Here is a 13,368-nt window from a genome sequence, read left to right as displayed (position 1 = left end):
CGATGACGGTGCGTCCGAGGCCGTCGGCGTGCCTGCTCCCGGCGCTCGCCCTGGTCGCGGTCGTCGGTCTGGGCGGGTGCTCCGACGATCCCGCGCCGGTCGCGACCGCGCCGACCGACACCGGAGTCGTGCACCTGCCGACGTCGGCTCCGCCGACCACCGACAGCGCCGGTCACCCCATCCGGCAGCTGCCGGTCCCGAGCTCCCCCGTGGCGATGAGCGAGGACCGGGTCCGCGGCGTCGACTACAGCTTCCTCGAACCGGTCGGCTGGAGCCGCGCCGGCCGCGCCCTCGTGCCGCAGCCCGACGTCCTCGTGCAGCCCGACGACGACGGGGTCCGCGCCTTCATCGCGGTGGAGCGGCCGATCAAGATCGGCTCGCACTCCCTCGCCGAGGTCGTCGACCGGCTGCGCAGCGGCTTCGAGTCCAAGGGCCTCACGCCGATGGCCGCCCCCGAGCGTGAGGTCGCCGGCTACCACGCCCTGGGAATCGTCGTCGACCAGTCGGAGCAGGTGCGCGACGTCTACTACGTCGTGGCCTACACCGAGCAGGTCTTTGCCATTCGCCTGACCTACGACCCCGCGCACCCCGAAGCCCTGGGCGTCTACCGCGCCGTCCTCGACTCCTGGTCGTGGGGATGACGCGTGCGCGCGGGTCGGCTGCCGGCGTTAACCGCGTGACGCGGCCACACGGCATACGACAGGCTTGACCCTCGTGGGCCATGTCGATGTCAACTCCGTCTCCTTCAGCCTCCCCGACGGCAGGCCGCTCCTCAACGACGTCTCGGTCAGGGTGGGGGAGGGGGCCAAGGTCGCCCTCATCGGCCCCAACGGCACCGGCAAGACGACGCTGACCCGGATCATCGCCGGAGACCTCGCGCCGCACGAGGGCGCCGTGACCCGGTCGGGAGGACTCGGCGTCATGCGCCAGTTCATCGGCAAGGTGCGCGACGACACGACGGTGCGCGACCTGCTCGTGTCGGTGGCGCCCGACCGGATCCGCACGGCCGCCGAGGAGGTCGACCGCACCGAGCTGCTCATGATGGAGCGCGACTCCGAGGACGACCAGATGGCCTATGCGCACGCCCTCGTCGAGTGGGGCGAGGCCGGCGGCTACGAGCAGGAGACGCTGTGGGACCAGTGCACGGTCGCCGCGCTCGGCGTCCCCTACGACCAGGCCCAGTGGCGCACGGTCACGACACTGTCGGGCGGTGAGCAGAAGCGGCTCGTGCTCGAGGCGCTGCTGCGCGGTCCCGAGGAGGTGCTGCTGCTCGACGAGCCGGACAACTACCTCGACGTGCCGACGAAGCGCTGGCTCGAGGACGCTCTCGTCGCCTCGCCCAAGACGGTGCTGTTCATCAGCCACGACCGCGAGCTGCTCGACCGGGTCGCCACGCGCGTCGCGACCCTCGAGCCGGGCGCGGCCGGCGCCACGCTCTGGGTGCACCCGGGCCGTTTCGCGACGTACGCCCAGGCGCGCACCGACCGCAACGACCGTCTCGAGGAGCTGCGCCGCCGCTGGGACGAGGAGCACCTCAAGCTCAAGACGCTCGTGCAGACGCTCAAGGTCAAGGCCAAGTTCAACGACGGCATGGCCTCGCGCTACCAGGCGGCGCAGACCCGCCTCGCGAAGTTCGAGCAGGCCGGGCCGCCCGAGGAGACGCCGATGACGCAGTCGGTGAAGATGCGCCTCGCCGGCGGACGCACGGCCAAACGAGCCATCGTCGCGACCGGGCTCGAGCTGACCGGCCTGATGAAACCGTTCGACGTCGAGGTCTGGTACGGCGAGCGCGTCGCGATCCTCGGCAGCAACGGGTCCGGCAAGTCGCACTTCCTGCGGCTGCTCGCCTGCGGCGGCACGGACCCCGAGCGCGAGCACCAGCCGGTCGGCGACGTGCGCCCGGTCCCGGTGGAGCACTCCGGTGTCGTGCGGCTCGGGTCGCGCGTGCGCCCGGGATGGTTCGCGCAGACGCACGAGCACCCGTCCCTCATGGGCCGCACGCTGCTGGAGATCCTGCACCGTGGTGACGAGCACCGGGAGGGCCGGCCGCGCGAGCAGGCCGCCCGCGCCCTCGACCGCTACGAGCTGGCCCGGTCGGGGGAGCAGAAGTTCGAGTCGCTGTCGGGCGGGCAGCAGGCGCGCTTCCAGATCCTGCTGCTCGAGCTGTCGGGCGCGACGATGCTGCTGCTCGACGAACCGACCGACAACCTCGACCTGCAGTCGGCCGAGGCGCTCGAGGAGGGACTCGACCACTTCGAGGGGACCGTCGTCGCCGTGACCCACGACCGGTGGTTCGCCCGTGGCTTCGACCGCTTCCTCGTGTTCGGCGCCGACGGTCGCGTCTACGAGTCGACCGAGCCGGTGTGGGACGAGGGGCGGGTCGTCCGGCCGCGCTGACGGATCGCGCACTCGTCGTGCACCGCTTGCGCGCACCCTGTGCCCGATGGAGCGGGCGGAGTAGCGTCGGGGCATGCTGCTGAGATCGCTCGACGCGGGTGTCGTCGGCGCCCCCATGGCCGGAGGCCCCACGACACCGGAGCTCGTCGCCGCGGTGGGTGAGGCCGGGGGGCTCGGTCTGCTCGCCGGCGGCTACCTCACGGCGCCCCAGCTCGCGGCAGCGATCGCCGAGGTGTGGGACGCCTCCCCGCGCCCGTTCGGGGTCAACCTCTTCGTGCCCGCGCAGGCGAACGCGTATGCCGTGTCGCCGGGTGAGCTGACCGGCGCCGACCGCTCGGACGCGGTCGCGGCGTACCGTGCGGTCCTGATGGAGGACGCGGAGCCGCTGGGCGTGCAACCGGGAGAGGCGCGCCCGGGCGACGACGACGACTGGGAGCGCAAGCTCGACCTCGTCGTGCGTGAACGAGTTCCCTTGGTGTCCTTCACGTTCGGGTTGCCGAGTCGAGCCGTGCTCGGTGAGCTCCGGCGCGCGGGAATCGAGACCGTGGCAACCGTCACCGATGCCGACGAGGCTGCCGCAGCGCTGAGCGCCGGCGTCGACGGCCTCTGTGTCCAGGGCCCTGACGGTGGCGGGCACCGCGGCACCCTCGACCCGGTCAAGGAGCCTTCGGGCGCCGACCTCGTCGACCTCGTCGCGGCCGTGCGGTCACGCACGGAGCTGCCGATCGTCGCCGCAGGTGGCATCTCGACCGCGGAGCGCGCAGCGCAGGTGCGGGCGGCCGGTGCCGACGCCGTCCAGGTCGGGACCGCACTGCTGCTGACTCCCGAGGCAGGGACGGGGCTGGCCTACCGTCGGGCGCTCGCCGACCCCGCCTACGAGCGCACGGCGGTGACGCGGGCCTACTCAGGGCGCCTGGCCCGCGGCCTCGAGACCGACTTCCTCCGGCGACGCGACGCCGCGGCGCCGGCCGCCTACCCCGAGGTCCACCACCTGACGGTTCCGCTGCGGCGGGCGTCGGCACGGTCCGAGCGCCCCGACCTGCTCGCGCTGTGGGCCGGGACCGGATGGCGGTCGGCACGTGCCGTGCCGGCGGCGACCGTTGTCGCCGACTTCGCCCGCTGACCCGCTGACCCGCTGACCCGCTGACCCGCCGGGCGGCCAAGCCCGGAATGCCGTGAGGTGGGCCCGGCCGCCACGCACCCGTGGGCGCGGGGCGAGGCCGGCGGCATACGCTCTCGGCATGCCCAGTGCCGAAGGAAACCTGACGTGGGTGGCGGCGAGCGACCGCCCCGACCTGCTCGCGCCGCCCGTGGCGGCGGCGCTCGAGCACGTGCCCGGGGTGCGGGTGGCAGCCATCGACGCGACACTCGCCGACACGGCCGCCTTCTGCGAGGCCTACGACGTGGCGCCAGAGGCATCGGCCAACTGCGTCGTCGTCGAGGCCCGGCGCGGCGAGGAGACGACCCTCGCCGCGGTCATGGTGCTCGCGACCGACCGGGCGGACATCAACCGTGTCGTGCGCAAGCACCTCGGTGCGCGCAAGATCTCGTTCGCCGACCAGGCGAAGGCCCAGGAGCTCACCGGGATGCAGCAGGGCGGCATCACGCCGGTCGGCCTTCCGGGGGAGTGGCCGGTGCTCGTGGACGAGGCCGTCGCCGCAGCCGGACCCGTCGTGGTCGGTGCGGGGGTGCGTGGCGCCAAGCTGCTGCTCGACGGGGCCGCGCTCGCCGCGCTGCCGACGGCGGAGGTCATCGCCCTCGCCGTCCGCTGACGGCTCGGTCAGCCGGCGACGTCCCAGAGCATCTGGGCGCGCTCGGTCGGGGTCGTGCCGCCCCAGATGCCGAACGTCTCCGGGACCCGCAGCGCGTGGTCGAGGCACTGCACACGCACCGGGCAGCTGCCGCAGACCATGCGCGCGGCCTCGGTCTGTGCGCGGCGCTCGCGCTGGTCGAGCTCCTGGTCGTCGGCGAAGAACTGCTCGACAGCCTTGGTCCGGCAGCGCCCCTGCTCCTGCCACTCGTAGGAGGAGTAGGTGGGGCGCGGAAGGCGGGTGATCGTCATGGCTTCCTCCGTGGGTGTCCGGTCCGTAGCTGTCCGGTCGAGCGATCTGATGCAGAACTTACGCAGAACTTATGCGTTGCACAAGAGGTCTGCATAAGTTTATGATCGGGTCGTCCGATCGGTGCTGGAGCGGCCCATGACGGGAATCTCGGGCTGCTCCGCCCGGCGGACGACAACCGAACGGTGATGATCCCCATGAACCCGCACCCGGCCGCCCCGAGACGGGCCGACCCGCCGGAGCCCGACGACCCCGAGTTGGGGGAGCGGGTGCCCGAGCTGGGCTGGCCCGTCGGTGTCGTGTCCGAACGACTCGGCATCGCCGCACCCACGCTCCGTTCGTGGGACCGGCGCCACGGCGTCGGCCCGAGCCTGCGCACGGCCGGCAACCATCGCCGCTACACCGAGCTCGACATGCGCCGGGTCCAGCTGATGGCCCGGCTGACCGCCCAGGGCGTGCCCGCCCAGAGCGCGGCCGACTCCGTCCTCGGCATGGATGCCCGGGCGATCGCGGACCGCCTCGCCGCGGTGGGCGGGGCGATCGGCGACGGACTGCGCGACGTGCACGACGTGCACGGCGTGCATGACGTGCCCGGCGTGCGCGGCGAGGGTGCGGCTCCGGTCGGCCTCGGCTCTGCCGTGCCCGACGACGACGCCGTCGATCTCGTCGAGGCCATCGTCGCCGCCGCGCGCGCTCTGGACGCCCGCACCATGTCGCTCCTCTACCGCCAGGTCATGCGCCGCCGTGACGTGGGCCGTGCCTGGGTCGAGGTCTTCGCCCCCGCGCTGCGCCGGGTCGGGGATCTCTGGCGCGACGGCCGCCTGGGCGTGCAGGCGGAGCACCTGACGAGCGAGCTGCTCCAGTCCGAGCTGCGTGCGGTCGTGCGGGCCAACCGGCTCCGCGTCGCCGGCCGGCCGGTCGTGCTGGCCGGTGCCGACGACGAGCAGCACCATCTCCCCCTCCTGGCGCTCGAGGCCGAGCTGGCCCGCCACGGCGTGGCCAGCCTCTTCCTCGGTCCGCGAGTGCCCGCCGAGGCCCTGGTCTCGGCGCTGCGCGAGTCGCGACCTCGCGCCGTCTTCCTCTGGGCCTCGCTGGCCCGGCCGAGCGCGGAGCCGTTGTGGCGCGATCTCGGGGTCGTCGACTGGCCGCTCGAGGTCGTCATCGGTGGTCCCGGGTGGGCCGACGGGATCGTCGCTCCCCGGGGACCGGTCGTCCTGACCCGGGTCGAGGACTTCGGGAGCGCAGTGCGCGCCCTCGCCTCCGACCCCGGCGGTCTGACGCGCTGAGCAAGATCTCGCAACTTCCTGAACACGAATGCAAGATTTTGCAGTTCAGGTCTGGCGTGGTGTCCGGAATGGACGCTAGGTTCTCCCCCGGTGGTCGAACGTCCAGACACGGGCGTGAGCGACCGAGCCCACAAAGGAGTGCGCATGCGCCGTCGCCCGGCCCTGTCCGTCGCCAGCATCTCGGCCCTCGTCATCGCCGGACTCGCCGTCCCGCTGACAGGGACGCCGACAGCCCGGGCGGACGCCCCGCGGACCGCGACCCTCGTCGGGTCCCTGCAGGACGAGCTCGGCTGCAGCGCCGACTGGCAGCCCGACTGCACGAAGACGGACCTCACCCTCCAGCCCGGCACGACGACGTATGCCGCCGACTTCCGGGTGCCGGCCGGCAGCTACGAGCTCAAGGTCGCGATCAACCACTCGTGGGACGAGAGCTACGGCCAGGGCAGCGGCAACGTGCCGCTCGTGCTGGCCGGCCCGGCCACGCTGCGCTTCACCTACGACGACAAGACGCACGCCGTCGGTGTCGCACCCACCGACCTTCCGGGCCCCGCGACCCAGGCCGACTCGAAGCTTGCGGCGTCGTCCCTGCGCAGTCTCGCGACGAAGGAGCGCTTCTACTTCGTCATGGCCGACCGCTTCGCCAATGGCGACACGGCCAACGACAAGGGCGGTCTCACGGGCGGCCCGCTCTCCACCGGCTTCGACCCCACCAACGAGGGCTTCTACCACGGCGGTGACCTCAAGGGTCTGACCGGCAAGCTCGACTACATCAAGGGCCTCGGCACGACCGCGATCTGGCTCACCCCGTCGTTCAAGAACCGCGCCGTGCAAGGCAGTGGTTCGGACGCGAGTGCGGGCTACCACGGCTACTGGATCACCGACTTCACGCAGATCGACCCCCACCTGGGCACGAACGGCGACATGAGGACGCTCATCTCGGCTGCGCACGCCAAGGGGATGAAGGTCTACTTCGACATCATCACCAACCACACCGCCGACGTCATCTCCTACGACGGCGGCAAGTACACCTACGTCAACAAGGCGACGAGCCCCTACAAGGACGCTCAGGGCAACGTGTTCGACGACGCCGCCGTCGCCGGCAAGCCGGCCTGCACGGGCGGCGCCACAGTGCCTGACTGCTTCCCCGCGATGTCCGCGGCCACCTCGTTCCCCTACGTGCCGAAGGTCGCCGACGCCGACAAGGACGTCAAGGTCCCGGCGTGGCTCAACGACACGACGCTCTACCACAACCGGGGCGACTCGACGTATGCCGGTGAGTCCTCCACCTACGGCGACTTCTCCGGTCTCGACGACCTCTTCACCGAGAACCCCAAGGTCGTCACGGGCATGGAGGACATCTACAAGTCCTGGGTGGACTTCGGGGTCGACGGCTTCCGCATCGACACCGTCAAGCACGTCGACATGCCGTTCTGGCAGTCCTTCTCGCCGGCGATCCTCGACCACGCCAAGGCGACGGGCAAGGACGACTTCTTCATGTTCGGCGAGGTCTACGACGGCAACCCCGCCTACACCAGTCAGTTCACGACGAAGGGCGCCCTGCCCGCGACGCTCGACTTCGGTTTCCAGGGTGCGGCGCTCGGCTTCGCGCAGGGCAAGGCGACGACCGGCATCCGGGACCTGTTCGCCGGTGACGACTACTACACCGACACCGACTCCAACGCCTACGAGCTGCCCACCTTCCTCGGCAACCACGACATGGGCCGGGTCGGGGCGATGCTCCTCGCCGGCGGCGCGAAGGGCGACGACCTGCTCTCCCGCGACCGGCTCGCCACGTCGCTGATGTTCCTGACCCGCGGCAACCCGGTCGTCTACTACGGCGACGAGCAGGGCTTCACCGGACCGACGAGCGACTTCGGCGACAAGCGCGCCCGCCAGGACATGTTCGCCACCCAGACGCCCATCTACCAGGACGACGTCATCGTCGGGAGCGACAAGACGGCGGGCGCCGCCGCGCACTACGACACGTCTGCCCCGCTGTACCGCCAGATCAAGGCGCTCTCCGCGCTCCGTTCGGCCAACCCGGCTCTCGCCGACGGCGCGCAGGTGCACCGCTACGCCTCCGACGCGGCCGGCATCTACGCGATCAGCCGCATCGACAAGGCGGCCAAGCGTGAGTACGTCGTCGTTGCCAACAACGCGACGACGGCGAAGACCGCGACCTTCGCGACCTACTCGGCCGGCTCCAAGCTCGTGCCGCTCCTCGGCGCGACAGCCGACCTCCGGGCGGCTGCCGACGGTCGGGTTACCGTCACGGTGCCGCCGCTGTCGGTGGCGGTCTACCGGGCGAACTCGACCATGGCGCAGCCGAAGTCGGCTCCTGCGATCTTCCCCACGTCGCCCAGCGCAGGTGGGGTCGTGGGTGGTCGCGCCGAGATCGGCGCGGCCGTGCCCGGCAACAGCTTCGCCGAGGTGACCTTCCTCCAGCGTCCGGTCGGCACGTCCGCCTGGACCCCGATCGGCACCGACGACAACGCCCCGTACCGCGTCTTCCACGACGTGTCCGGCCTCGCCAAGGGCACCCTCGTCGAGTACCGCATGGTGGCCAAGGACCTCTCCGGCCACGTGTCCGCCACCTCCACCTACGGCATCGTCGGCGAGCCGACGACAGCCGGGGGCGGCGGCTCCGGCGGCGGGGTCGGCCCGGTCACCCAGCCGGCCAACGTCAGCGTCCCCGGCAGCCACAACTCCGAGATGGGCTGCCCCGGCGACTGGCAGCCGGACTGCGCGCAGGCGCAGCTCGCCCTCGACCCCAAGGACGAGATCTGGAAGGGCACCTACTCCTCGATCCCCGCGGGGGACTACGAGTACAAGGCCGCGATCAACAAGTCGTGGGACGAGAACTACGGCGTCGGCGGTGGCAAGGGAGCCGGGAACATCCCCTATTCCGCTCCTGGCGGCAAGCCGGTCACCTTCTACTACGACCACCGCACCCACTGGGTGACGAGCGACGCGCAGGGCCCGATCATCACCGCGCCCGGCAGCTTCCAGAGCGAGCTCGGCTGTCCCGGTGACTGGGCGCCGGACTGCATGCGGTCCTGGCTGCAGGACCCCGACGGTGACGGCACGTACGCCTTCACCACGGACCAGATCCCTGCTGGCAGCTACGAGTTCAAGGTCGCTGTCGGCCTGGGCTGGAACGAGGCGTACCCCGCCAACAACGTCGCGTTCTCCGTCCCGTCCGACGGCGTGCTGACGACCATCACCTACAAGGCGTCCACCCACGAGGTCTCTGTCAAGACGTCCAAGGCCGGGGCTGCCCCCGACCTGACGAAGTCCAAGGCCTTCGTCGTCGGCCCCGACCTCGTCGCCTGGCCCGCCTCCGCCCTGCCCGCGGGCACCGACCCCGCGACGCTGAGCTGGCGCCTGCACTGGTCCGCCGACGGCGGCCTCGCGGTCGACGCCGAGGCGGTCACCGGGGGCTCCGTCGCGAGCCTGACCCGCGACCCCGCCGGCCTGCCCGCCTCGCTGGTCTCGGCCCACCCGGAGCTCGCCGGCGCCGTGGCACTGCGTCTGGACAAGAAGACGGCGCGCCTGCTGCCCGAGATCCTCAAGGGCCAGGTCGCCGTCGGGATGTACGACTCCAACGGAATGCTCCTCGACGCCACGGGTGCCCAGACGGCCATCGCGCTCGACGCGTTGTATGCCGCGTCGGCCCGCACGCGCTCCTACGGCGTGAGCTTCGCCGGCTCGGGACGGGTCGGGTTCAGCCTCTGGGCACCCACCGCCCAGCAGGTCACCCTCCTGACGTGGCCGGCCGGCAGCGCCGATCAGCCGGTCGCCACCGCCCAGCGGACGGTCATGACCCGTGACGGGGCGGGGGCGTGGACCGCGTCGCTCGGCGCCTCTGCCCGGAACGCGCGCTACCTCTACGAGGTCAGGGTGTGGGCGCCCACGACCGGGAAGGTGGAGACCAACGTCGTCACCGACCCCAGCTCGGTTGCCCTGACGCTCAACTCGACCCGTTCGGTGGCCGTCGACCTGCGCGACCCTGCGTTCATGCCTTCGACCTGGCGGACCACGCCGTCGCCGAGACTCGCGCAGGACGTCGACTCGACGATCTACGAGCTGCACATCCGCGACTACTCGATGTCCGATGCCAAGGTCCCGGCGGACCAGCGCGGCAGCTACCTCGCCTTCGCGGCGAACGGTGACGGGCGCGCCCACCTCAAGGCGCTCGCGAAGGCGGGCCTCAACACCGTCCACCTGCTGCCGAGCTTCGACATCGCCTCGATCGAGGAGGACCCGGCGAAGCAGGAGACGCCGAAGTGCGACCTCGCCTCCTACGCCCCCGACAGCGAGGAGCAGCAGAAGTGCGTCGGCGCCGTCGCCTCCAAGGACGCCTTCAACTGGGGCTACGACCCCTACCACTACAGCGCGCCGGACGGGTCCTACGCGTCCAGCGCCAAGGCGGCCGACGGTGGGGCGCGGGTGGCCGAGTTCCGCACCATGGTGGGGGCCCTGCACCAGGACGGCCTGCGGGTCGTGCTCGACCAGGTCTTCAACCACACGGCCCAGTCGGGTCAGGGTGACAAGTCCGTGCTCGACAAGGTGGTGCCCGGCTACTACCAGCGGCTCAACGCCAGCGGCGCGGTCGAGACCTCGACGTGCTGCCAGAACGTCGCCACCGAGCACGCGATGGGCGAGAAGCTCATGGTCGACTCCGTGGTCTCATGGGCGCGCAACTACCGTGTCGACGGCTTCCGCTTCGACCTCATGGGCCACCACAGCCGGGCCAACATGCTCGCGGTGCGGTCGGCGCTCGATGCGCTGACGCTCCAGAAGGACGGTGTGGACGGCAAGTCCATCTACCTCTACGGCGAGGGCTGGAACTTCGGCGAGGTGGCGGACAACAAGCTCTTCGTCCAGGCGACGCAGGGCCAGCTCGGCGGCACCGGTATCGGCACCTTCTCCGACCGCCTGCGTGACGGCGTGCGCGGCGGCGGCCCGTTCGACGAGGACCCGCGTCGTCAGGGCTTCGGTTCGGGCGAGGCCACCGACCCCAACGGGGCGCCGGTCAACGCCGACGCGACGACGCGGCTGAGGAGCGACACCGACCTGGTCCAGCTGGGCCTTGCCGGCAACCTCAAGACGTTCACGTTCCGCAGCCAGAAGTCCGGGACCGTCGTCAATGGCACGCAGGTCGACTACAACGGGTCGCCGGCCGGCTATGCCGACCAGCCGGACGAGGTCGTCAGCTACGTCGACGCGCACGACAACGAGACGCTCTTCGACTCGCTGACGTACAAGCTCCCGGTGGCCACGACCATGCAGGACCGGGTGCGCATGAACACCCTGTCGCTGGCGACGACCGCCCTCGCCCAGACGCCGTCGTTCTGGCACGCGGGCGCCGACCTGCTCCGGAGCAAGTCGCTGAACCGTGACTCCTACGACAGCGGTGACTGGTTCAACCGTCTCGACTGGACGGGCGCCGACAACGGCTTCGGACACGGTCTGCCGCCCCAGGAGCAGAACGCCGCGAAGTGGCCGTTCATGAAGCCGCTTCTCGCCAACCCTGCGCTCAAGCCGACGGCTGCCGACGTGCGCAGCGCTGACGCGATGGCACAGGACCTGCTGCGACTTCGCTTCAGCACCAAGCTCTTCCGTCTCGGCAACGCGGCTGCCATCAATGCCAAGGTGTCGTTCCCGGTGTCGGGCACCGCGGACGCCGAGCAGGGCGTCATCGTCATGCGCATCGATGACACCAAGGGCGCCGACGTGGATCCGGCGCTGCGCGGCGCGGTCGTCGTCTTCAACGCGACGCCGGATGCCGTGACGCAGAAGGTGCCGGGTCTGACCGGCTCGGTCACGCTGAGCCCCGTCCAGGCGAAGGGCGCCGACAGCGTCGTCAAGCAGGCTGCGTACGACGCGGGCAGCGGCTCCTTCTCGGTCCCCGCTCGCACCGTGGCGGTCTTCGTCCAGCCGAGCTGACGACAGGCAGCACGACGGGAGCACGACCAGTCAGACGCCCTCGGCGCTCGGAACTCCGGGGGCCGAGGGCGTCTGATATACCCTTGGGGGTATGAAGGTGGAGGCAGCCCGGCTCCCGGGGGCGACCGTGGGGGAGCGCTGGCCGGTGCGGCAGTGCTGGGCCTTCGTCGTGCTGTCGGTCGCGCTCGTGCTTCTCGGCACGTTGACGCAGGGATGGGCGTTCGCCTCCGCGCCGCTGTGGTCTGCTCTCGTGCTCGTGGCCCTCGTCACCGCCGCCGGCGCCCTCGCGACGTTCGCGCCGCTTCCCGGTGAGGGCCGGCTCCTGCACCTGGGCTGCGGACCGTGCGTGCCGGTCGACGCGCTTGCCGCCGTCGGCGGCGCCTGGCTCGCGCTGACGTCGGCGCACGACGGAGGCACGGCCTCGCTCGCACTCGCGCTGACGGGTTTCGCGCTGGCCCGTCGCGCCACGGCGCCGCCGTCCTGAGACCGCGGTTGCTGACGGCCACGGACGGAGGCTGCCCGACCTGTCGCGAGCCCGCCACGCGGCATACGTTGGTCCGGTGACCACACGTGCGACGGACGACATGACCTACCGACAGCTCGGCGACAGCGGCCTGACCGTCTCGACGGTCGGCCTGGGCTGCAACAACTTCGGGCGACGGCTCGACCAGGAGGGCACGACCGCGGTCGTCAACGCGGCGATCGACGCGGGCGTGACGCTCTTCGACACAGCAGACATCTACGGCCTCGGCGCGAGCGAGGAGCTGCTCGGTGCCGCTCTCGGGTCACGGCGTGAGCACGTCGTGGTGGCAACGAAGTTCGGCATGGACATGCAGGGTGCCAATGGGCCCGACTGGGGGGTGCGGGGATCGCGCCGCTACGTGCGCACGGCGGTGGAGGCGAGCCTTCGCCGTCTGGGCACGGACTGGATCGACCTCTACCAGCTGCACCGTCCCGACCCGCACACGCCGATCGGCGAGACCCTCGCCGCGCTCGACGAGCTCGTGCGCGAGGGCAAGGTGCGCTACATCGGGAGCAGCAACCTCACCGGCTGGCAGGTCGTCGACGCCGACTGGACCGCTCGCGGCGCCGGGACCGAGCGCTTCGTCTCGGCACAGAACGAGTACTCCCTGCTCGAGCGAGACGTCGAGGACGAGCTCGTCCCCGCCTGCGAGCACGTCGGGGTGGGGCTGCTGCCCTTCTTCCCGCTGGCCTCCGGGCTGCTGACCGGCAAGTACCGCCGCGGCGAGGAGGCGCCACAGGGCACCCGCCTCGCCTCGATGAGCGACCGACTCGACTCGGCGGACTGGGACACCATCGAGCGCCTGGAGGGGTATGCCGCGGAGCGTGGGGTGCGGATCCTCGACGTCGCGATCGGCGGGCTCGCGGCCCAGCCGGCCGTCGCCTCGGTCATCGCCGGCGCCACCAAGCCCGAGCAGGTGCTCGACAACGTGCGCGCCGGCCTCTGGCAGCCCACCGTCTCCGACCTCGCCGCCCTCGACGAGATCACGACGCCCCTCGAGTGAGCGCTCGCTCCCAGTCGAGTGAGGGCGGTTTCAGGGCGTCGGCGCAACGGTGAGTAGTTCGTTGAGTTTAGAGGCGGGGGTCTGGAAGCCGAGGGTGGCTCGGGGGCGGGTGTTGAGCAGCTGCTCGACGCGGGCGATTTCCTCGTCGGG

General features: G+C 71.4%; 9 protein-coding genes. 8 read left to right on the top strand and 1 reads right to left on the bottom strand.

Going from position 1 to position 13,368, the window contains the following annotated elements:
- Positions 1 to 2 precede the first annotated feature (2 nt).
- The 4 genes from ABD831_RS00045 (at position 3) to ABD831_RS00030 (ending at position 4,169) form a co-directional block, all read left to right on the top strand.
- Entirely contained in the window at positions 3 to 641 is a 639-nt protein-coding gene (locus ABD831_RS00045; protein ID WP_344939818.1) for a hypothetical protein, read from the top strand.
- A gap of 73 nt (positions 642 to 714) precedes the next feature.
- Complete coding sequence (locus tag ABD831_RS00040) at positions 715 to 2,397, top strand: ABC-F family ATP-binding cassette domain-containing protein (protein WP_344939814.1); 1,683 nt, start codon at positions 715 to 717, stop codon at positions 2,395 to 2,397.
- Between the two features lie 73 nt (positions 2,398 to 2,470).
- Positions 2,471 to 3,520 (top strand): nitronate monooxygenase, encoded by a 1,050-nt coding sequence (locus ABD831_RS00035; RefSeq protein WP_344939812.1) that lies wholly within the window; start codon positions 2,471 to 2,473, stop codon positions 3,518 to 3,520.
- Between the two features lie 118 nt (positions 3,521 to 3,638).
- Positions 3,639 to 4,169, top strand: coding sequence for a YbaK/EbsC family protein (locus ABD831_RS00030; protein ID WP_142176993.1), 531 nt, complete (start codon positions 3,639 to 3,641; stop codon positions 4,167 to 4,169).
- 8 nt (positions 4,170 to 4,177) lie between these two features.
- Here ABD831_RS00030 and ABD831_RS00025 read toward each other — a convergent pair whose 3' ends face one another.
- Positions 4,178 to 4,459 carry a WhiB family transcriptional regulator gene (locus tag ABD831_RS00025; RefSeq protein WP_142176994.1) on the bottom strand — a complete coding sequence of 94 codons (282 nt, stop codon included), beginning with the start codon at positions 4,457 to 4,459 and terminating at the stop codon, positions 4,178 to 4,180.
- A 195-nt stretch (positions 4,460 to 4,654) separates the two neighbouring features.
- Here ABD831_RS00025 and ABD831_RS00020 point away from each other — a divergent pair, with 195 nt between their 5' ends.
- From ABD831_RS00020 to ABD831_RS00005, 4 genes are all read left to right on the top strand, one after another.
- Complete coding sequence (locus ABD831_RS00020; protein ID WP_344939809.1) at positions 4,655 to 5,743, top strand: MerR family transcriptional regulator; 1,089 nt, start codon at positions 4,655 to 4,657, stop codon at positions 5,741 to 5,743.
- Between the two features lie 144 nt (positions 5,744 to 5,887).
- Positions 5,888 to 11,692, top strand: a complete 5,805-nt coding sequence (gene pulA, locus ABD831_RS00015; RefSeq protein ID WP_344939806.1) for a pullulanase-type alpha-1,6-glucosidase — start codon at positions 5,888 to 5,890, stop codon at positions 11,690 to 11,692.
- A gap of 91 nt (positions 11,693 to 11,783) precedes the next feature.
- Positions 11,784 to 12,176: a hypothetical protein gene (locus ABD831_RS00010; protein WP_344939803.1), complete on the top strand. Its 393-nt coding sequence runs from the start codon at positions 11,784 to 11,786 to the stop codon at positions 12,174 to 12,176.
- Between the two features lie 100 nt (positions 12,177 to 12,276).
- Entirely contained in the window at positions 12,277 to 13,218 is a 942-nt protein-coding gene (locus tag ABD831_RS00005) for an aldo/keto reductase (protein ID WP_142178432.1), read from the top strand.
- Positions 13,219 to 13,368: the final 150 nt, after the last annotated feature.

The organism is Terrabacter ginsenosidimutans, assembly GCF_039539425.1.
Classification (GTDB): domain Bacteria; phylum Actinomycetota; class Actinomycetes; order Actinomycetales; family Dermatophilaceae; genus Terrabacter; species Terrabacter ginsenosidimutans.
Note: the sequence above shows the minus strand (reverse complement) of the source record. Positions and strands in the feature narration are given on the sequence as shown.

Coding starts and splice junctions, on each gene's coding strand:
- ABD831_RS00045 (WP_344939818.1), top strand. CDS start 3: ATGACGGTGCGTCCGAGGCCGTCGGCGTGCCTGCTCCCGGCGCTCGCC.
- ABD831_RS00030 (WP_142176993.1), top strand. CDS start 3,639: ATGCCCAGTGCCGAAGGAAACCTGACGTGGGTGGCGGCGAGCGACCGC.
- ABD831_RS00020 (WP_344939809.1), top strand. CDS start 4,655: ATGAACCCGCACCCGGCCGCCCCGAGACGGGCCGACCCGCCGGAGCCC.
- ABD831_RS00010 (WP_344939803.1), top strand. CDS start 11,784: ATGAAGGTGGAGGCAGCCCGGCTCCCGGGGGCGACCGTGGGGGAGCGC.
- pulA (WP_344939806.1), top strand. CDS start 5,888: ATGCGCCGTCGCCCGGCCCTGTCCGTCGCCAGCATCTCGGCCCTCGTC.
- ABD831_RS00005 (WP_142178432.1), top strand. CDS start 12,277: ATGACCTACCGACAGCTCGGCGACAGCGGCCTGACCGTCTCGACGGTC.
- ABD831_RS00025 (WP_142176994.1), bottom strand. CDS start 4,459: ATGACGATCACCCGCCTTCCGCGCCCCACCTACTCCTCCTACGAGTGG.
- ABD831_RS00035 (WP_344939812.1), top strand. CDS start 2,471: ATGCTGCTGAGATCGCTCGACGCGGGTGTCGTCGGCGCCCCCATGGCC.